The organism is Bacillus thermotolerans (genome assembly GCF_000812025.2).
Classification (GTDB): domain Bacteria; phylum Bacillota; class Bacilli; order Bacillales; family Domibacillaceae; genus Quasibacillus; species Quasibacillus thermotolerans.
This window is the reverse complement of sequence record NZ_JWJE02000003.1, coordinates 84,572-104,053: the sequence shown is the minus strand read 5'-3', so window position 1 is coordinate 104,053 and position 19,482 is coordinate 84,572. Positions and strand designations below refer to the sequence as shown.

Below are 19,482 nucleotides of genomic sequence, written 5' to 3'. Positions count from 1 at the left end.
GGAAGCAGGACGTGACAAAAAAGAGAAAAGCTTCATCTGTATTAGCAATGACTCTAGCCGCAGGGACTATTTTTTCCGCTCCTATATACGGACATGCTCAAGAAGGGGTGCAGCCGGCTGAGGAACAGGAATGGGCACAAACAATGAATACGGAGAATATCACAAAAGAACACATGCAGCAATTGCGCTCTGTCGATAAACAATTATATAAAATCGGCGAGAAGCTTAGAATATACCAGCAAGAAGTGGATGCGTTAAATTTAGAATCACCCGAAATGAAGGAAGATGGGGAAGCATCGGAAGAGACCATCAACTTAGAACAGAACAAGGCTTACACAGAAAAATTCAAGAGTTTGGAAGAGCACTTATACGCGGTAAACAACCAGCTAGACAGCTTAGCTTCCAAGGGGGTGCCTGAAGAAGAAGTTCAGGAACGAGAATATACGGCCACGGTCCTTCAAGTAGAAGTACAAACATTGCTTCAAACCGTTTCTTATGAAGAACCGGCACCAGCACCTGAAGAGGATGTAACAGAAGAACCGACGCCAGCGCCTGAGGAGGGTGTAGCGGAAGAGCCGGCACCAGTGCCTGAAGAAGATATAGTAGAGGAACCAGCGCCGGCACCTGAAGAAGGCACAGCACAAGAGCCAGTTTCAGCTGCTCCGGTAGCGAATGAAGAAACAGTTACGGAGGAAGGGGCCATTGACGAGCGGCTCGATGATTTGGAGCAGCGCTTAAATGAACTTGAAGAACAAGTCAATACGCAAAACGAAGAAGGACAAGTTCTCTAATCTAGAAAAGGAACGGATCAGGCAGGCCATCCTAAAAAAGGGGCCTGCTTTATTGCAGACTGTTCCACTTGGTCAATTCATGGTATGATAGAAAGATGTGAAAAGAGTTTGACCACCTAGAGGAGGAAGAGATTCATGTCAATTGGACGCAACGACCCATGTCCTTGTGGAAGTGGGAAGAAGTATAAAAAATGCTGCGGCAAAGTAGAAGGGTCAGCCATTCACAGAGTCATGCAGGAAGAGCTGGAGAATTTGCAGCGGGAACTAATTGACTTTGCGATGGAGAATTACTCCCACGAAATGAGAAAGCAATATCAATCGCTTTTACATACGCATGAGGTATTACGAAAGAATTCAGAAGTATACTTAGTGGCTTTTGAAATCTGGTTCATTTTAACGCAGCCTGTCAAAAACGGCCGTACGGTTCTTGAAGAGTTCGTGGCTCGTCGTGCACAGACGATAAGCAGGGAACGCACAAGAGATATTTTCCTTACATGGCCAAATGTGAAATTTGCAGCAGGTACGGTAAAAGCAGTGCGTGAGAACATTTATGAAATTGAAGATATATTAAGCGGCGAGAAGATTGCTATACGTGCCCGCCGGCAAGTGCCGGTCGATGAAGTGTTCGTAGTTGGCGGTCTGCTGCCGTTTGAAGAAGAGTATATCTTCTTTATGATTGACTTCCATTTCGAACGGCATATCGCTCCGGAAGCAGCAAAATGGCTGGCTGAGCAATATGAGCAGTCCGGTGCTTCGGATTCACAAGCCTTCCTGGCAGAGAACTGGCTATCTATTCTTGAAGGCATTTTCGCCATTCATCAAGGAGAAGAGCAAGAAGAAACAGACCGTGAACAGCTGGAGGGACAAACGGAAGAACAGCCGGAGGAAATTCTAGAAGAAGCAGAAGTGGTAAGTGAAGAACCGGCTGCCGGTGCGGAAGACATCGTGTGGGAGAAGGAATCACAGGAAAAAACAGCAGAAGCATTAGCTGCGTTTCTGAAGGAAGAAGAGGTAGAGGCAGATAAGCAGCAGGAAGCGATCGCTCTTCTGCATCAATATTGCCAGCAGGAAAACCCAACGATCCGCAAGCCTGAGGTTTACGTGGCGGCGGTTTACTCATTGCTGCAGTCACGAGGAGCAGTTGCTTCTAGTTATTCAAACAGCGAGCTTGCTTCGCGGCTTGACGTATCTGCTTCTGGTCTGTCAAAGCGTGTGAAGGACATGGAGAAGGTAGTCAGTGGTAATTCACAGTAATCAGAAGTAAAGATACATGCGACGAAACGCCTTAATATAGGCGTTTTTCGCGTTTTTAGGCTCATGCCGTTTAGTTGTTTCAGCAAAGTGATAGTGGTAATATAAGATAGGGATTTTATTAGATTTTAATGCTCGCGGATAATTTGTTGCAACTAAAAGGAGCGACTAAAATGGGGATATTAGCAAAGTTTTTTGATGAAAATAAACGGCAAATCAAGCGCCTGCAGAAGGAAGCACAGAAGATTGAAGCGCTTGCGGATCAGATGGAAGCTCTGTCCGATGACGACCTCCGGGCAAAAACGGAGGAGTTTAAAAAACGGTACGAAAACGGAGAATCGCTTGATGATTTATTATCAGAAGCATTTGCCGTTGTGCGTGAAGGGGCGCGGCGGGTGCTCGGCCTTTACCCGTACCGTGTGCAGCTCATGGGGGGGATCGCCCTTCATGAGGGAAACATCTCCGAAATGAAAACCGGTGAAGGTAAAACGTTAACAGCGACGATGCCGGTCTACTTAAATGCCATATCCGGAAAAGGCGTTCATGTTATCACCGTCAATGAATACCTCGCTTCCCGAGATGCGGAGGAAATGGGAGAGCTGTATAAGTTTCTTGGTCTCACTGTTGGCCTGAATTCGAACAGTCTTTCAAAAGAAGAGAAGAAGGAAGCGTATAACGCCGATATTACTTACGGAACGAATAACGAATTCGGCTTTGATTATTTACGTGATAACATGGTGCTTTACAAGGAGCATAAAGTGCAGCGCCCGCTTCACTATGCCGTCATTGATGAAGTAGACTCCATCTTGATTGATGAAGCGCGTACACCGCTGATCATCTCGGGTCAAGCGCAGAAGTCCACTCAGCTGTACATCCATGCGAACAGCTTTGTTCGTCTGCTGAAAGTCGACCAAGATTACACGTATGATGAGAAAACAAAAAGCGTGCTTCTCACGGAAGAAGGCATGAATAAAGCGGAAAAGTACTTCAAGATCGAGAACTTGTTTGACTTGAAGCACGTAGCGCTTAACCACCATATTGGCCAGTCCTTAAAAGCGCATGTCTCCATGCACCGGGATGTCGACTACGTTGTTCAGGATGAAGAGGTCGTAATTGTTGACCAATTTACAGGCCGACTTATGAAGGGCCGGCGCTACAGTGATGGTCTGCATCAGGCAATCGAGGCAAAAGAAGGCGTGCCGATTCAGAATGAAAGCATGACAATGGCGACAATTACCTTCCAGAACTACTTCCGGATGTATGAGAAGCTGTCCGGAATGACCGGTACAGCGAAAACGGAGGAAGAAGAATTCCGCAACATCTATAACATGCGGGTTATCAGTATTCCGACGAACCGTCCGATCGCCCGTGATGACCGGGCTGACCTGATTTATGCTTCAATGGAAGGGAAATTCCGCGCGGTGGTAGAGGATATCTATCAGCGCCATAAAGCAAACCAGCCGGTGCTTGTCGGTACGGTAGCGATTGAAACATCTGAGCTTATTTCAAGTATGCTGACAAAGCGTGGTGTTCCACATAATGTCTTAAATGCGAAAAACCATGGCCGTGAAGCCGAGATCATTACTGAAGCCGGACAGCCGGGAGCGGTAACGATCGCGACAAACATGGCGGGGCGCGGAACGGACATTAAGCTCGGTGAAGGAGTAAAAGAGCTTGGCGGACTGGCGGTTATCGGAACCGAGCGTCATGAATCGCGCCGGATTGATAATCAGCTGCGCGGACGTTCAGGACGTCAAGGAGATCCAGGGGTGACGCAATTCTATCTCTCTTTAGAAGATGAGCTTATGCGCCGCTTCGGCTCGGATAATATGAAAGCCATGATGACGAAGCTCGGCATGGATGATACTCAGCCGATCCAAAGTAAAATGGTGTCTAAAGCGGTAGAATCTGCCCAAAGACGAGTGGAAGGCAATAACTTCGATGCTCGTAAGCGGTTGCTTCAATACGATGACGTTCTTCGCCAGCAGCGTGAAATTATTTATAAACAGCGGGATGAAGTACTTGAATCAGAGAACTTGCGCGACATTTTAGAAGGTATGATCATGACGGTCATCCGTGAAGTGGTTCAGCTTCATTCCGGTCCTGCAGAAGAAGGGGAAGCGCGGAACCTGCAAGGGCTGATTGACTACGTGAACACGAACCTGCTAAGTGAAGGCGAGCTGACAGAAGCGGACCTAGAAGGCAAAGAGGCCGATGAAATGGTCGATATCATCTTTGCGAAAGTGAAAGCGCGCTATGACGAGAGAGAGGAACAAATGGGCGACGAGCAAATGCGGGAGTTTGAAAAGGTGATTCTTCTGCGTGCGGTTGACTCGAAATGGATCAATCATATCGACGCGATGGATCAGCTTCGCCAAGGGATTCACCTGCGCGCTTACGGCCAAACTGATCCTCTGCGCGAGTATCAGAGGGAAGGCTTTGCGATGTTTGAGGACATGGTAGCGGGCATTAACGAAGAAGCAGCGAAGTATGTGATGAAAGCAGCGATCCAAAACAACCTTGAACGCCAAGAGGTAGCCAAAGGTCAGGCCGTGAACCCGAAAGAAGACGAGGGCGGCAAAGCAAAGAAAAAACCAGTCCGAAAAGCCCCGGAAGTCGGACGCAACGCCCCATGCCCATGCGGCAGCGGCAAAAAATACAAAAACTGCTGCGGGGCATAAGAAAAGCGAAAGCGCCTGTTCTGCTCCGACCGGCAAATGTTCTTCCGCCAAGAAGCCGCTCTTTGGCTTCATGGAGGAAGGTTATTTGACCCGAGGAGCAAGGCGCTGCAGCTGGACAAGAGAAAAGCGAAAGCGCCTGTTCTGCTCCGACCGGCAAATGTTCTTCCGCCAAGAAGCCGCTCTTTGGCTTCATGGAGGAAGGTTATTTGACCCGAGGAGCAAGGCGCTGCAGCTGGACAAGAGAAAAGCGAAAGCGCCTGTTCTGCTCCGACCGGCAAATGTTCTTCCGCCAAGAAGCCGCTCTTTGGCTTCATGGAAGAAGGTTATTTGACCCGAGGAGCAAGGCACTGCAGCTGGACAAGAAGAAAAGCGAAGCCGACTGTTGTGGGGCGACAAGCATATGTCCGTCTGGCGAAGCGGCGCCGTTTGCCGCACAGCCGGACAGACATATGACCTCGAGCCCCAAGGAGGCGCAGCTGGACAAGAGAAAAGCGAAAGCGCCTGTTCTGCTCCGATCGGCAAATGTTCTTCCGCCAGGAAGTGGCTCTTTCGCTTCATGGAGGAAGGTTATTTGACCCGAGGAGCAAGGCGCTGCAGCTGGACAAGAGAAAAGCGAAAGCGCCTGTTCTGCTCCGATCGGCAAATGTTCTTCCGCCAGGAAGTGGCTCTTTCACTTCATGGAGGAAGGTTATTTGACCTAAGGGCTAAGACGGTGAATCATTGACTAATAATGTTAGGAATATAAAAGAAGAGGTGTTCATATGGAACTATTTGAAATCAGAAACGAGCTAGATAAAACAGCTAAGAAATTAGCGGACTTCAGGGGGTCTCTTTGACTTAGAAGTGAAGGAGGAACGCATTGCCTCTTTTGAAAATGAAATGCTTCATCCGAACTTCTGGGATGATCAGCAGGCAGCTCAAGCGGTGATCAACGAATCTAATGCGCTGAAGGAAATTGTCAACGAGTATAAGGATCTTGTAGAAACACAGGAAAACCTGGAGCTGACTCATGAACTAGCCAAGGAAGAAAACGATGCAGAGCTGCAAAGCGAGCTGGAAGGCGAGATAGACGGTTTTCGTGAGCGGATTGAGAAGTTCGAGCTTCAGCTCTTGCTGAGTGAGCCGTATGATAAGAACAATGCGATTCTTGAACTTCATCCTGGTGCTGGCGGAACCGAGTCTCAGGATTTCGGTTCTATGCTTCTTCGCATGTATACACGCTGGGGGGAGAAGCAAGGATTCAAGGTGGAAACACTTGATTACCTGCCTGGGGATGAAGCTGGCTTAAAAAGTGTGACGCTTCTGTTCAAAGGACATAACGCTTATGGCTACCTGAAAGCGGAAAAAGGTGTTCATCGGCTTGTGCGTATTTCACCGTTTGACTCGTCAGGCCGCCGTCATACCTCGTTCGTATCGTGCGAGGTGATGCCGGAGTTTAACGAGGATATCGAAATTGAGATTCGTACAGAGGATTTAAAGATCGATACGTATCGTGCCAGCGGCGCCGGCGGGCAGCATATCAATACAACGGATTCTGCCGTGCGGATTACCCACTTGCCAACGAATACGGTCGTGACATGTCAATCCGAACGGTCCCAAATTAAAAACCGTGAACAGGCCATGAAAATGCTGAAAGCAAAATTATACCAGAAAAAGATTGAAGAGCAGGAGGCGGAGCTGGCGGAAATCCGCGGCGAGCAAAAAGAAATTGGCTGGGGAAGCCAAATTCGCTCCTATGTCTTCCATCCTTATTCCATGGTCAAAGATCATCGGACAAATGAAGAAACAGGAAATGTACAGGCGGTTATGGACGGAGAGATTACACCATTCATTAATGCTTACTTGCGTTCTCGTCTGTAAGAATAACAAACACATGCCCTTTGCTGAGAGCTGCTTGGCAAAGGGTCTTTTTTTGTCTGAAAGATGCGAGGGAAAGGTGTGCCAATTCATTCCTCTTTTGGTTTGTGATTGGGCAAAAATCAGGAAAGTGGAAGCTCTTCAAGAAGTTATTTTTAAATCTTCAAAATATTTTACGATAATATATTGCAAGATTCGACAAATACGAGTAATATAACTTTATTGATATATTGCATACAGATCTAAGGAATGTTAGTATGCAATAGACTTTATATGATTAAGGAGAATAACTATGAAAACTAAACTGTCCTTTTCGTCCTATTTTGTCATAGGCGTTATGTTATTTGCTTTGTTTTTCGGGGCGGGGAACTTAATCTTCCCAGCTCAGCTTGGCCAGTATGCGGGAACGAACCTTTGGCCGGCAGCCATTGGCTTTCTGATCACAGGAGTGGGCTTGCCGTTTCTGGGGATTTTGGCTATGGGCTTTTCAGGAAGTGCGAACTTACAAGAACTCGCGAGCCGGATCCATCCGACTTACGCAGTGATCTTTACATCGCTGCTTTACTTAACGATTGGCCCATTCTTTGCGACTCCTCGTACAGGAACAGTCGCCTATGATATAGGGATTGCGCCTTTCGTAGGCGGTTCTCAACAAGTAGGATTACTTATTTTCACATTGATTTTCTTCGGTATAACAATGTGGTTATGCTTAAATCCAACAAAGATCGTCGATCGTGTCGGTAAGATTTTATCACCGGGGATCATTATCCTTTTAGTTGCTCTATTAGTAATGGTTGTCGTAAATCCAATGGGAACTCCACAGGCATCTCAAGACGCCTATACGGACGGTGCGTTTGTAAAAGGGTTCTTAGAAGGCTACAACACTATGGATGCCCTTGCTTCATTGGTATTTGGCATCATTGTAATTAATGCAGTTCGTGCGCTGGGTGTTACGTCTAGACGTGAAATCCTGTCTGCGACGATGAAATCAGGCTTAGTGGCTACTGCCTTTCTTGCCCTTATTTATGTCGGCATTGCTTATCTAGGCGCAACAAGTGTCGAATCAGTCGGCCTTTTTGATACAGGCGGTCCGGTTCTTAGCAGTGCAGCATCCTATTATTTTGGAAGCTTCGGGTCGGTGGTATTAGCCATTATCATTATCCTTGCTTGCTTAACAACAAGTATCGGCTTAATCACAGCATGCGGAGAGTACTTCCATACTATTGTGCCGAAGGTGAGCTATAAGGCATTCGTTGTTTTCTTCTCATTGTTTTCCTTTACGATTGCCAACTTTGGCCTATCTAACATCATTATGTATTCTGTGCCGGTATTGATGCTTCTGTATCCGCTGGCTATCACGCTTATGCTTCTTACCTTCCTGTCACCGATGTTTAACCATGTACGCCTTGTGTATGTGGCAGCAACGATCACAGCGTTTATGGTAAGTGTCATCGACGGCCTGAAAACATTTTGTGATACGTTCGGTATGGAATATTTCTCTTGGATGCAGCCGGTTATATCGTTCTACGAACAATACCTGCCTCTGTATGGACAAGGGTTAGGCTGGCTGCTGCCGGTATTAGCTGTTATCTTAATCACTGGTGTGATTGCCCGCATACAGCATTTGCCAGCGGCAGAAGAAGTATCGTCATAAAAAGCATATATTTAGATCCAAAAAAGCCGGCTCCTTCAAAAAGGAGCCGGCTTTTTTGTTGTTAAGTTAAGCATCCAGTGAACGAAACTCTTCGATGGCACGGAGCCAGTTCGTCTTCATGACTGAAGAAACGGCTTCGACATCTCCCTGCTTCAGTGCACCGATAATGGTACGATGCTCTTCGATAGATTGCTCAGTTAACACGATTGAATTGTGGAAGAATAACCTCCGTACATGAGCCTGTAAGGAAGAAAGGAGGTTTGAGATATACGGGTTATTGGCTGTATCGACGATAATTTGGTGGAATTCCTCATCGATCTTTAGAGCGGAAAAGTCATCTTCCGTGCGGATGGCCTCAGCAAACTGCTGGTTTTTATGCTCCAGTAATGCAAGAACATCATCTGTCAGATGAGGGATAGCTAATTCAGCCGATAATGCCTGCAGTGCTGCCAAAGGAGGAAGAAGGTCATTGATTGCCTCTTTCTCTACTTCCGTCACCTCGGTCGATCTGCCCGGATACATTTTGACAAATCCTTGGGATTCAAGGAGCTGCAATGATTCGCGGACCGGAGTTCTGCTTACCCCTAGAGCTTCCGCCAGCTCTTTGTCATTTAGTTTCTCGCCCGGCAGTAAGGTGCCGTCAATAATCCATTGCTGAAGCTGACTGAATGCACTTTCTTTAGCGGTTTTTCGAATGGGCTTTGAGTGATCTGTTGGTATTGGCATGAAAGGCTCACCATCCTGCTAGTAAATTTAACTTATATATAGTATACAGGAAAACGCCTTTCGTCGGTATACCGATATATTAATCTAATATATTAATATATCGGTGGCTTCACTAGGATAGGTGAAGCGTACCTTATATGCCTTTTTGAACACCAAAGCGTGCATTTAACTGGCCGCGCAGCATTTTGTTTCGGATGGATCGGTAGTCCTGCTGCTTCTCTTTTTTCATTTCCTGCCGGATCTCATAGGTTTGTACCCCATCCTCTATTTTATTGGCAATGTCCATTAAGGATTCAATATCATCGAAGGAGTACTTTCGTGTGCCTCCTTTAGAGCGCTCAGGAAATACAAGCTTTCTCTCTTCATAATAGCGAATCTGTCTTTCTGACAAACCAGTTAATTCCCGTACAATGCCGATAGAAATGACTTTCTTGGATTTATAAGAGGTATCTTTTGCAGGATCTTTCGTCTTCATTTTCTTCACCCCGTCAAATTTTTTATATTCTCATTCATCTCATATACTGATTGTTTATAAATAAAGGATATCACAAAGAGAACGGAAGGAAGAAATAGTATGTAAGGAAATCTGACAAGAAAATAAAAAGAGGAAAGAGAAGCCTCCGAAAAATGCTGTAAGGTTAATTAACATGATTGTGGTGCAACAGACGGGTTCTCTCTATAATTCGAAACATATTCAACTTTTGCAAATAACCGATTGGAGGGCATGCAAATGGGACGAGAAAAACTAGTGTTAATTGGGAACGGCATGGCTGGTGTGCGCTGTATAGATGAAATAGTAAGGATAGACCGAGGTCGTTTTGACATCACCATATTTGGAAGCGAGCCTCATCCGAATTATGACCGTATCCAGCTGTCGAAGGTGCTGCAGGGAGATACATCAATTAGTGATATTACTCTAAATGACTGGAGCTGGTACAGAGATAACAATATTACTTTATATACAGGAGAGACGATCATAAAGGTGGATCCTGGTCGGCAGGTCGTCTATTCAGATAGCGGCAGGGAAATACCCTATGATCATTTGATTTTCGCTACAGGCTCTGTGCCATTTATCCTTCCTATTAAAGGAGCAGACAAAGAAGGGGTGACAGCTTTCAGGGATATAAAAGATTGTGAGCAAATGATGGATTATTCCTTGAAGTACAAAAAAGCAGCCGTGATTGGAGGTGGGCTATTAGGGCTTGAAGCGGCTAGAGGCCTGTTGAATTTAGGGATGGATGTAGATGTTGTTCACTTGGGTGACTTCTTAATGGAAAGGCAGCTCGATCGAACAGCTGCGAATATGCTGAAGGCAGAGCTTGAAAAGCAAGGGATGAATTTTCTATTAGAAAAGCAAACCGCTGAAATTCTTGGCGACGGGCGTGTAGAGGGTTTGCGCTTTGCGGATGGGGACGAAATACCAGCGGATTTAGTCGTTATGGCGGTTGGGGTGAAGCCGAATGTCCAGGTAGCAGCGGAAAGCGGCATTCCCGTGAACCGGGGGATTGTGGTAGATGATTATATGAAAACTGAGATTACGAATGTATATGCAGTTGGAGAGTGTGCAGAGCACAGGGGGATGGTGTATGGACTAGTGGCTCCCTTGTATGAGCAGGGGAAAGTGCTGGCGAGAACCGTTTGTGGCCTGGAAAGTGAACCTTATGAGGGCTCTGTTCTCTTCACTAAGCTGAAGGTATCCGGCGTGGATGTTTTCTCGGCGGGCAGCATTATAGAGGAAGAAGAAACAAAGTCAATAAAAGCCTTTAACGACTGGGAAGGTACGTACAAAAAAGTATTAATTACAGAAGGAAAGATTACCGGGGCCGTCTTGTTTGGTGATACAACGGAAGGGAATCAACTGCTAGGCCTGATTAATCAAGGCGCAGACGTATCTGAGTATTTACATGCAAGCAGGGAGGAAGAAAGCCTTGTCGCTTCTATGTCAAAGGATGAACTTATATGCGGGTGTAACGGCGTAACAAAAGGAGCGATTGTTGAGGCGATTACATCTCAAGGACTGACTAGTGTGGACGAGGTGAAAGCGTGCACGAGTGCATCCCGTTCGTGCGGAGGATGCAAACCCTTAGTCGCCCAACTGATTGAGCATACGGTCGGTGAAAGTGCACAGCTTCCTGAGCATGAACCGGTATGCGGCTGTACCTCTTTATCCAGGGACGAGGTGGTCGAAGCGATTCGTGATCTGAATTTATCCTATACACGTGAGGTGATGAATGTACTTGACTGGAAGACAGAGGAGGGCTGTTCTACGTGCCGGCCAGCTTTGAATTATTATTTAAATATGGTTCATCCAGTTACATATGAGGATGAGAAAGAGTCCCGTTTTGTAAATGAGCGCCTTCATGCCAACATTCAAAAGGACGGCACTTACTCGGTTGTCCCGAGAATGTATGGCGGCGTCACAGATCCGGCTCAGCTGCGAAAGATTGCAGATGTAGCTGAAAAGTATGATGTGCCGCTAGTGAAAGTGACGGGAGGCCAGCGAATTGATTTGTTTGGGATTAAGAAGGAAGACCTCCCAAATGTATGGGCGGATCTTGATATGCCTTCCGGCTATGCATACGGAAAAACACTTCGTACCGTAAAAACATGCGTAGGAGAACAGTTCTGCCGCTTCGGTACACAGGATTCTATCAGCCTGGGCATTGCCTTAGAGAAAAAGCTTGAGCGAATTAGCACTCCTCATAAAGTAAAGATGGCGGTATCCGCCTGTCCTCGAAACTGTGCAGAGTCGGGCATTAAAGACTTGGGCATTGTGGGAGTAGAGGGGGCATGGGAGCTGTACGCGGGAGGAAATGGTGGAACGCATTTAAGAGCAGCCGATTTGCTGTGTAAGGTAAAGACGAGTGAAGAAGTGCTCGAGATAGCCGGTGCGTATATCCAATTCTACCGTGAAACTGCCCATTACTTAGAGAGAACCTCTAAATGGCTGGAACGGATGAAGCTGGAGACCATTAGAGCAGTCGTAGTAGAGGATCAAGCCGCAAGAGCTCAATTGAATGAGCGATTGGATGAAGCGCTGTCTGTGGCAAAGGAGCCCTGGAAGGAAGTGGTTGAAAGTCCGGCGCTCCGAAAAGAGCTGTATGAACATGTGAGCATTCCTGTGCTGTCTAAATAAATTATTCGGGAGGAAAATAAGATGGAGAACACACTGCAGCGAATTAAAGTAGCAACGGTGAATGAAGTGCCAAAAGGAATCGGAAAAAGGGTACATGCAGGAAATTATGAAATTGCGCTCTTTCATTTGGCGGACGGAAACATTCGAGCGGTTGAAAATCGCTGTCCGCACAAGGGAGGCGTGCTCTCCGAGGGAATAGTGAGCGGCAATCGCGTGTTCTGCCCTATGCATGACTGGAAGGTTGATATATGCAGCGGAAAGGTCGAAGAAGCGGGAGGCGGCTGTGTACAGACCTTTCAAGTGGAGGTCGAGAACGGCGATGTGTATCTTCTGCTTGAGGATCTCTAAGGAATAGGCGGAGCAGGCCGCCAGCATAGAAATACGGCTAAGAGCGAGGAGTGAGGGCAATGGGAAGAGTCTATTTAGTTGGAGCTGGTCCTGGTGACCCGGATTTAATTACTGTAAAGGCGCTAAAGTGTATCCAGCAGGCAGATGTGATTTTATACGACCGGCTCGTCAATAAACGGCTGCTGAAAGAAGCAAAACCAGAGGCCACGTTAGTTTTTTGCGGGAAGTATCCGAGCTGCCACGTGATGAACCAGACAACGATTCAGCAGCTATTAATTAAGTTTGCGAAGCAGGGAAAGACGGTGACCCGCTTGAAGGGAGGGGACCCCCTTGTATTTGGCAGGGGAGCGGAAGAAGCGGTGGTACTTGCTGAAAGGGGCATCCCGTATGAAATTATTCCAGGTATCACATCGGGAATCGCCGCTCCGGCTTATGCGGGCATCCCTGTTACTCATAGGGAGAAAAGCAGCTCGTTCGCTGTCGTAACGGGGCACCGCTCGAAGGATAATAGGAAAGAGGTGGACTGGAGGAGCTTAGCCCATGCGGTGGATACACTCATTATCTACATGGGGATGGCCCATCTTGAGGACATTTGCGAAGCTCTCATGCATCATGGAAAGGCGGCTGACACGCCAGCGGCAGTTATTCATTCTGGTACTACAGATAAGCAAAGAACCGTTACGGGCACGCTGCATACGATGGCGGAGATCGCAAAGAGGGAACAAGTGGCCAATCCAAGCATCATTGTCGTAGGGGAAGTCGTACGACTAAGAGAAAAGTTTGCCTGGTTTCCAGAGCGGCTTTCAGAAGAAATAGAATGGCTAACGACATCAGGTGGGCGCGTATGAAGGGAATCTTATACGTATGTCATGGCAGCCGCTCAAAGGACGGGTATCAGGAAGCCGTCGCATTCGTGGAAAAGGCCAAGCGCTTCATGTCGGTGCCTATTCAAGAAATTGGCTTTTTAGAGCTAGCAAAACCGACGATAGAAGAAGGGTTTTGCCGCTGTGTTGAGAGAGGAGCGACAGAAATAGCCGTCGTTCCTCTTTTTTTATTCGCTGCAGGGCATGTAAAGCAGGACATTCCTGAAAGGCTGAATGTCTTGAAGTCAATGTTTCCCTTTGTCGTTGTCTCTCTCGGTGAACCGTTTGGTGTACATGAGCGGCTCATTGCTCTTTTAATTGAACGGGTGAACGAGAAAAGACCTCTGAAAGCAAAGCGGCCGGCGATCTTGTTAGTGGGCCGCGGCACGAGTGATGTAGAAGCGAAAGAAGCATTTCGAGAGGTTGTTCAGCTGTTTCGGTCACATATGAGCGGCCATTATGTAAAGAGCGGCTTCTTGGCAGCAGCAGAACCGAGGTTTGATCAGGTACTCGCAGAAACTCTGGAAGAAGAGGAAGTAGACGCCGTTCTCGTCGTTCCTTATTTGCTGTTTAATGGTGTATTAATAAATAAGATGAAGCGGGCCATCTGTTCACTGTCGGCAGCTAAAGGAGTCGTGCTATGTGAAAGCTTAGGAAGCCATCCGGCCGTCTATCGGGTTCTTGTAGAAAGAATAAAGAAAGTGCTGCCTGATAGGTAACTGTACCGCTCTCAAGCATGTGAGAATATGTAGCGGCGAAAGAGCAGCTAAGAGAGAGAAAAGAGAGAAATCTCACATTCCTTCTTGAAAAGTATGTAAGGTTACCTCACCCGTTTGTAGAGGCGCCGTTCCTTCCCTTTTATAATCATATCTATATTCAATCCTGATGGAATGAATAAGAACACATTCAGGCGAAAGGGTGGAAACAATGGCATATATAAAACCTGAGTACATAGTCGACGTCATGATTCAAGCGGGTGAGAGAAAGGCCCAGTCTTCCATTCTTCATTTGACAGTAAAAGGAGCAGCAGCGGCAGTGCTTCTCGGCTTTGGCGTCACGCTAGCCTCCATGGCAAAAGGAGAGCCGCAGCTGGGTCTAGCGATCCTATTCATAATTGTCGCTTGCCTGTCTTTACTATTCATTCTTAAATTGGAATTAGTCACTGGAAGTTTTGCTTTTCTCCCAATGGCGGTTATGGAGAAAAAGGCTGTATATAAAGGAATGCTTGCCCGCTGGGGATGGGTGATTTTCGGGCACTTGACCGGGGGTATTCTGTACGCTTTAGCTTATGCCGGCTGGGCTGCTCATTTTAATGAAGCAGCTGCTCACAGTATGGCTTCAGCAGCAGAAGCGAAAACCACTGCTTACGCTGAATTAGGAGCACCAGGGGTATTCGTCGTTCTGATGAAAGCTATCGTATGTAACTTTCTCGTCACACTGGGCATTGTATTCATTATGCTTTCTCGCTCAAAAGGCGGCAAGGTGATTTCAACCGGCTTTTTAATGATCATTTTCTTTTCGCAAAGCTTCGAGCATGCCGTTGTCAACATGTACGCCATTCCGGCGGGGATGCTGCTTGGCGCCGATGTTAGTGTAGCAGACTGGTGGCTATGGAATGAGCTGCCGGTGCTTACGGGTAACCTTCTCGGCGGCTTGTTATTTGCCGCTTGTGCACTTTCGCTCGTCCAGGCAAAGGAAGTATCCAACCAGCTGCTGCAAACGGTGCAGACCAATCTTCCGAAAGCAGGTATACAAAGAAGAGAATAGTTGCCCGCTGCTTTCATGATTCAGGCAGCGGCTGTTTTTTTGCCTGTCACTCCTCTTTATTTTCTCTCTTTTCCTAGCCTGCATTCATCTGCCGTTTAGAAGCTAGCTAAAATAATTGCTGGATTTGCGTTTAAATGAAAAGGAACTGGTTATTATAACAATAAAAAGTGCGTACCAGAGCATTACATACACAATCCCGCCAGCCGTGCGGCGGGAGAGGTGAATGCCTGATGGACTTTTCTTGGTGTCACCAATTTGTCAGAAGATTCTTCACGGAAGAATGGATGAACGGCAACAAGAATTTGTTATAATCAACCTGTGTGCACATTTTTTTCTAGGAGGAGAGATTATGGAATTCAAGAAATCGTTAATGGCCCTTCTGCTTGGCTCGTCTATGGCCCTTGCTGCATGCGGCGGCGGTGGTGAAGACGCTGGAGAAGAAGGCGGCAACAATGGCGGCGGTGGCGAAGGAACAGAAGAAACAGCCAATGCTGCTCAAGGTGAAGAAGTATATCAGCAAAGCTGTGTGAGCTGCCACGGAGGAAATCTTGAAGGCGGTGCTGGTCCTGCACTTGAAACAGTAGGAAGCAAGTACAGCAAAGATGAAATCCTGAACATCATTGAGAACGGTAAAGGCAACATGCCTCCGAACATCGTTCAAGGTGAAGAAGCCGATGCAGTAGCAGAGTGGCTTGCTGCTAAAAAATAAGCAAATGCAACAGCAAAGAATGCAGTCATAGGGCTGCATTCTTTTTTTGGATAAATTGTGGCGATTTTTCGCTTGCTTCCTATTACAAAATATTTCATTCTTTTCAATGGTTAAAACACCGGTTTCTTCCTCTCTTTCACCTCCTTTCCTCAAGGAATGTTGAAATTAGTCGATATATGTTACAAAAGGAAAAGAAACTGTAATATAAATATGCCTTAACAAAGATTTATTCGATGATATAATAAATCTGGATTTGAGAGAGGTGTCGTAAAAACCTCTCTTTCTTGCATAAATGACAAAAAACGATAGGTGATTACATGATAAATATGAAAGGCGTGACGAAGAAATACCCGAATGGGGTAACGGCTTTGCAAGGCATTGACGTTTCTATTCAGCAAGGTGAATTCGTTTATGTCGTCGGTCCGAGCGGTGCCGGTAAGTCGACTTTCATAAAGATGATGTATAGAGAAGAGAAGCCGACAAGCGGACGGGTCATCGTTAACGGAACAGACTTATCAAAGCTGAAGGATAGCCAGGTTCCGAAGCTTCGCCGGCAGGTAGGCGTTGTCTTTCAGGATTTCAAGCTTCTGCCGTCCTTGACGGCTTATGAGAATGTTGCTTTTGCGCTGGAGGCCATTGAAGAAAAACCAGCTATTATCAAAAAGCGTGTAACGGAAGTGCTGCAGCTTGTCGGGTTAAAAGACAAGGCTAAGATGCTGCCTTCTGAGTTATCAGGCGGTGAACAGCAGCGCGTCTCAATTGCTCGTTCCATCGTAAATAAGCCAAAGGTTGTCATTGCAGATGAACCGACAGGCAACCTTGACCCGGACACAGCATGGGACATCGTTAATATATTTGAGAAGATTAACGTACAAGGCACAACCATCGTTATGGCTACGCATAACAGGGACATCGTCAATACGATCCGCCGCCGGGTGATTGCGATCGAGGATGGAAGAATTGTCCGGGATGAGCAGCGGGGGGATTACGGATATGAAGCCTAGTACATTTCGCCGCCATTTTCGAGAGAGCTTCAAGAACCTTGGCCGTAATGCGTGGATGTCATTCGCCGCTGTATCAGCCGTCACAGTGACTCTTTTGCTTGTCGGAGTCTTCCTGACGGTATTGCTTAACTTGAATAAAGTGGCAACGGACATTGAAAACGATGTAGAAGTACGGGTGTTAATTGCACTGGAAACGACGGATGCCGAGCAGCAGGCGCTGGAGGAACAGCTGAAGGGTCTTCCTGAGGTAGATAGTGTTACATATTCATCGAAAGAGCAGGAGCTTCAGAACTTAATTAAAGATCTTGGGGAAGATTTCGGGTTATTTAAGCAGAACAACCCGCTCTATGACGTGTATGTAGTGAAAACGAAGCAGCCGGAAGATACGGCAAAAGCAGCGAAGAAGATCCAGCAGTTAGACCATGTAGAACAGGCTGTGTACGGTGAACAGAAAGTGGACCGGCTATTTAATCTTCTGGAAATGAGCCGGAACATCGGGTTTGTTCTTAGCCTTCTTCTTCTATTTGCCGCGATGTTTCTGATCTCTAACACGATTCGAATGACTATCTTTGCACGCCGCAAAGAAATCGAGATTATGAGATTGGTAGGGGCGACCAACTGGTTTATCCGCTGGCCGTTTTTACTGGAAGGGATGTGGCTGGGCTTAATCGGTTCCATCCTGCCGATTGCCGCTGTAGCGGTTGGCTATTCCTACGTAGAGGACTTCATTAAAGGGCATACACAAGGCCACTTTATCCAGCCGCTTTCTTATTTCCCATTCATCTGGCAAGTGAGCGGTATTATGCTGCTGATTGGGGCCTTCATCGGCATTTGGGGAAGCTTTATGGCTGTTCGCAGATTTTTGAAAGTGTAATTTTAATAGATCAAAAGAATTTTTGGGGAGAAGAGAGGAGTACTGGATTTTGAAGAAACGTATAGGTGTGACAACCGCTTTAGCTATGTCACTAGGGTTCGGCAGTGTCTTCGGAGGGGCAGACGGAGCTTCTGCCTCGAAGTTATCCGATCTTGAAAACCGTCAATATAAGATTGAAAGTGAACACTCGACGATCAAAGACAAGATTGAAGAAAAGAAACAGACCATTACTGAGCTGAGAAACCAGCAGGAAAGGATATCAGCTGAGATTAAAAAGCTTGATCAGTCTATTACAAAGACAGAAAAGCAAATCCGTGAGAAGCAGAAGGAAATTGCTGATACAAAAGCGGAAATCGAAGAGCTTAAGAAGAAAATTGCAGAGCTGGAAAAGCGGATCGAAGAGCGGAATGTAGTATTAGCAGAACGGGCCCGCACCATTCAAGAGAACGGTGGCTCCGCCAGCTATATTGATGTATTGCTTGGCGCTAAGAGCTTCAGTGACTTCATCAGCCGGGCTAATGCCGTCACAACACTTGTCAATGCAGACAAAGAGATCTTAGAGCAGCAGGAGAAAGATAAAGCAGAGCTAGAAGCCTCGGAAAAGAAATTAAAAGAGAAACTATCCAGTCTTGAAAGCATGCTGGCAGACCTGGAGAAGATGAAGGAAGGCCTGAATAAGAAAAAAGCAGAGAAAAACGAGGTTATGCAGCAGCTTGCTACAGAGGAAGATAAGGCGCATAATCAGAAGCTAGGTCTAGAGGAAGAGCAGCAGCTGCTCGCTTCACAAAAATCATCTATTCAGCAGGCGATTGCTTCAGAGAAAGAACGCATTAAAAAGGAAGAAGAAGCGAGAAAAGAGCGTGAACGACTTGCTCGTGAACAAGCGCAGAAAGAGCGCGAGCAGGCAGCGGCACGTGAAAAGGAAAGCCAAGCTCAAGCTTCAGCCGCTGCTGAAGCTCCAGCTAAGGAGGAAACAAAGGTGGCTTCAGCGAGCCGCTCGTCAGACACTCCAGCTGTTTCATCAGGGATGTTCATGCGCCCTGCGGAAGGGCATTTATCTTCAGGCTTCGGTCATAGAAGCCTAGGCAACCATAAGGGAATCGATATCGCGAACAGCGTCAGCGTGCCGATTGTAGCTGCAGCTGACGGGGTTGTCAGCCGTTCCTATTATTCTTCCAGCTATGGAAATGCCATTTTCATCTCGCATTCTATTAATGGAAAAGTATACACGACCGTTTACGCTCATATGTCTGAACGCGTCGTACAGAGCGGCGAGGTATCAAAAGGCCAAGTCATTGGTTACATGGGCAACACCGGCCGTTCGTATGGCCAGCATTTGCACTTTGAAATTCATGAAGGGCCATGGACGCAATCGAAAGAGAATGCAGTAGATCCAGCTAAATATATTAACTTTTAATGAAACGAAAGCTGTTTTCGGAAGGCTGTTTGGCTTCTGAAAGCAGCTTTTCTGTTTCATGCCAGCCGCAGGTTAAAGATTGGCACTTGGGCGATGGCCCACGCAATATCTCTCTTTTCGAATAACCTGTAATTGTAAGCGGTACTAAGAGGGGGTGCAAAGTATGAGCGGTGGCGGATACGGAAGCGGCTTTGCGCTAATTGTAGTCTTGTTCATCCTCTTAATCATCGTAGGCTGTGCCTATATTGGCGGGGGCTACTAATTAGATGATGGGAGAGGAACGGCAGGCTGCCTGTATGGGCAGCCTGTTTTGTTTGTGCAGCGCTGCGCTTCTTCTCCCATGACGGAAGAAGACTTGTTATAATGGAGGGAGCAATGGGTATACGCAAAACTTGCTGTTTTTA

At 46.8% G+C, this 19,482-nt stretch carries 19 protein-coding genes; 17 read left to right on the top strand and 2 right to left on the bottom strand.

Annotation, left to right across the window (positions count from 1 at the left end):
• Positions 1-11: 11 nt before the first annotated feature.
• The 7 genes from QY97_RS02480 to brnQ all read left to right on the top strand — a co-directional run bounded on the left by QY97_RS02480 (position 12) and on the right by brnQ (position 8,234).
• Positions 12-791: a hypothetical protein gene (locus tag QY97_RS02480; protein WP_039230927.1), complete on the top strand. Its 780-nt coding sequence runs from the start codon at positions 12-14 to the stop codon at positions 789-791.
• A 135-nt stretch (positions 792-926) separates the two neighbouring features.
• The gene (locus tag QY97_RS02475) at positions 927-2,045 is read left to right on the top strand and encodes an SEC-C metal-binding domain-containing protein (RefSeq protein ID WP_039230924.1); all 1,119 of its coding nucleotides are present in this window, start codon (positions 927-929) and stop codon (positions 2,043-2,045) included.
• A gap of 170 nt (positions 2,046-2,215) precedes the next feature.
• Positions 2,216-4,723 carry a preprotein translocase subunit SecA gene (gene secA / locus QY97_RS02470; RefSeq protein ID WP_039230921.1) on the top strand — a complete coding sequence of 836 codons (2,508 nt, stop codon included), beginning with the start codon at positions 2,216-2,218 and terminating at the stop codon, positions 4,721-4,723.
• Between the two features lie 85 nt (positions 4,724-4,808).
• Positions 4,809-5,054, top strand: coding sequence for a hypothetical protein (locus tag QY97_RS02465; RefSeq protein ID WP_046128660.1), 246 nt, complete (start codon positions 4,809-4,811; stop codon positions 5,052-5,054).
• Between the two features lie 69 nt (positions 5,055-5,123).
• A complete protein-coding gene (locus QY97_RS02460) occupies positions 5,124-5,447 on the top strand; it encodes a hypothetical protein (protein WP_039230917.1) in 324 nt (107 codons plus the stop codon).
• Positions 5,448-5,484: 37 nt separating this feature from the next.
• Positions 5,485-6,583 (top strand): peptide chain release factor 2 gene (gene prfB / locus QY97_RS02455; RefSeq protein WP_099098523.1). Its coding sequence is split into 2 segments (ribosomal slippage): positions 5,485-5,556 and positions 5,558-6,583, totalling 1,098 coding nucleotides; the frame shifts between segments, so codons are not numbered across the junction.
• 289 nt (positions 6,584-6,872) lie between these two features.
• The gene (gene brnQ / locus QY97_RS02450; protein ID WP_039230914.1) at positions 6,873-8,234 is read left to right on the top strand and encodes a branched-chain amino acid transport system II carrier protein; all 1,362 of its coding nucleotides are present in this window, start codon (positions 6,873-6,875) and stop codon (positions 8,232-8,234) included.
• Positions 8,235-8,300: 66 nt separating this feature from the next.
• On the opposite strand, the gene QY97_RS02445 is transcribed toward brnQ, so the two are convergent.
• On the bottom strand, positions 8,301-8,960 hold the full coding sequence (locus QY97_RS02445) for a GntR family transcriptional regulator (RefSeq protein WP_039230912.1): 660 nt from the start codon (positions 8,958-8,960) through the stop codon (positions 8,301-8,303).
• A 133-nt stretch (positions 8,961-9,093) separates the two neighbouring features.
• A complete protein-coding gene (locus QY97_RS02440; protein ID WP_039230909.1) occupies positions 9,094-9,435 on the bottom strand; it encodes a MerR family transcriptional regulator in 342 nt (113 codons plus the stop codon).
• Positions 9,436-9,690: 255 nt separating this feature from the next.
• On the opposite strand from QY97_RS02440, the gene nirB reads away from it, so the two are divergent.
• The 10 genes from nirB to QY97_RS19770 all read left to right on the top strand — a co-directional run bounded on the left by nirB (position 9,691) and on the right by QY97_RS19770 (position 19,340).
• Positions 9,691-12,096, top strand: coding sequence for a nitrite reductase large subunit NirB (nirB, locus tag QY97_RS02435; protein WP_039230906.1), 2,406 nt, complete (start codon positions 9,691-9,693; stop codon positions 12,094-12,096).
• Between the two features lie 21 nt (positions 12,097-12,117).
• Entirely contained in the window at positions 12,118-12,444 is a 327-nt protein-coding gene (gene nirD, locus QY97_RS02430) for a nitrite reductase small subunit NirD (RefSeq protein WP_039230903.1), read from the top strand.
• A 59-nt stretch (positions 12,445-12,503) separates the two neighbouring features.
• Complete coding sequence (cobA, locus tag QY97_RS02425) at positions 12,504-13,292, top strand: uroporphyrinogen-III C-methyltransferase (protein ID WP_039230900.1); 789 nt, start codon at positions 12,504-12,506, stop codon at positions 13,290-13,292.
• Positions 13,289-14,026 carry a sirohydrochlorin chelatase gene (locus tag QY97_RS02420; RefSeq protein WP_039230896.1) on the top strand — a complete coding sequence of 246 codons (738 nt, stop codon included), beginning with the start codon at positions 13,289-13,291 and terminating at the stop codon, positions 14,024-14,026. The genes cobA and QY97_RS02420 overlap by 4 nt, the downstream gene beginning before the upstream one ends.
• Before the next feature lie 208 nt (positions 14,027-14,234).
• A complete protein-coding gene (locus QY97_RS02415) occupies positions 14,235-15,074 on the top strand; it encodes a formate/nitrite transporter family protein (RefSeq protein WP_039230893.1) in 840 nt (279 codons plus the stop codon).
• A 349-nt stretch (positions 15,075-15,423) separates the two neighbouring features.
• The gene (gene cccB, locus QY97_RS02410; RefSeq protein WP_039230890.1) at positions 15,424-15,783 is read left to right on the top strand and encodes a cytochrome c551; all 360 of its coding nucleotides are present in this window, start codon (positions 15,424-15,426) and stop codon (positions 15,781-15,783) included.
• Between the two features lie 317 nt (positions 15,784-16,100).
• Positions 16,101-16,787, top strand: a complete 687-nt coding sequence (ftsE, locus tag QY97_RS02405; RefSeq protein ID WP_039230887.1) for a cell division ATP-binding protein FtsE — start codon at positions 16,101-16,103, stop codon at positions 16,785-16,787.
• Positions 16,777-17,661 carry a permease-like cell division protein FtsX gene (gene ftsX, locus QY97_RS02400; RefSeq protein ID WP_039230883.1) on the top strand — a complete coding sequence of 295 codons (885 nt, stop codon included), beginning with the start codon at positions 16,777-16,779 and terminating at the stop codon, positions 17,659-17,661. Before ftsE ends, ftsX begins: the two co-directional genes overlap by 11 nt.
• A gap of 49 nt (positions 17,662-17,710) precedes the next feature.
• Complete coding sequence (locus tag QY97_RS02395; protein ID WP_039230881.1) at positions 17,711-19,078, top strand: murein hydrolase activator EnvC family protein; 1,368 nt, start codon at positions 17,711-17,713, stop codon at positions 19,076-19,078.
• 163 nt (positions 19,079-19,241) lie between these two features.
• Positions 19,242-19,340: a YjcZ family sporulation protein gene (locus QY97_RS19770; protein WP_082090084.1), complete on the top strand. Its 99-nt coding sequence runs from the start codon at positions 19,242-19,244 to the stop codon at positions 19,338-19,340.
• Positions 19,341-19,482: the final 142 nt, after the last annotated feature.

Coding starts and splice junctions, on each gene's coding strand:
- nirB (WP_039230906.1), top strand. CDS start 9,691: ATGGGACGAGAAAAACTAGTGTTAATTGGGAACGGCATGGCTGGTGTG.
- nirD (WP_039230903.1), top strand. CDS start 12,118: ATGGAGAACACACTGCAGCGAATTAAAGTAGCAACGGTGAATGAAGTG.
- cccB (WP_039230890.1), top strand. CDS start 15,424: ATGGAATTCAAGAAATCGTTAATGGCCCTTCTGCTTGGCTCGTCTATG.
- QY97_RS02460 (WP_039230917.1), top strand. CDS start 5,124: ATGTCCGTCTGGCGAAGCGGCGCCGTTTGCCGCACAGCCGGACAGACA.
- QY97_RS02475 (WP_039230924.1), top strand. CDS start 927: ATGTCAATTGGACGCAACGACCCATGTCCTTGTGGAAGTGGGAAGAAG.
- QY97_RS02415 (WP_039230893.1), top strand. CDS start 14,235: ATGGCATATATAAAACCTGAGTACATAGTCGACGTCATGATTCAAGCG.
- ftsE (WP_039230887.1), top strand. CDS start 16,101: ATGATAAATATGAAAGGCGTGACGAAGAAATACCCGAATGGGGTAACG.
- QY97_RS02445 (WP_039230912.1), bottom strand. CDS start 8,960: ATGCCAATACCAACAGATCACTCAAAGCCCATTCGAAAAACCGCTAAA.
- cobA (WP_039230900.1), top strand. CDS start 12,504: ATGGGAAGAGTCTATTTAGTTGGAGCTGGTCCTGGTGACCCGGATTTA.
- QY97_RS02420 (WP_039230896.1), top strand. CDS start 13,289: ATGAAGGGAATCTTATACGTATGTCATGGCAGCCGCTCAAAGGACGGG.
- secA (WP_039230921.1), top strand. CDS start 2,216: ATGGGGATATTAGCAAAGTTTTTTGATGAAAATAAACGGCAAATCAAG.
- ftsX (WP_039230883.1), top strand. CDS start 16,777: ATGAAGCCTAGTACATTTCGCCGCCATTTTCGAGAGAGCTTCAAGAAC.
- QY97_RS02440 (WP_039230909.1), bottom strand. CDS start 9,435: ATGAAGACGAAAGATCCTGCAAAAGATACCTCTTATAAATCCAAGAAA.
- QY97_RS19770 (WP_082090084.1), top strand. CDS start 19,242: ATGAGCGGTGGCGGATACGGAAGCGGCTTTGCGCTAATTGTAGTCTTG.
- brnQ (WP_039230914.1), top strand. CDS start 6,873: ATGAAAACTAAACTGTCCTTTTCGTCCTATTTTGTCATAGGCGTTATG.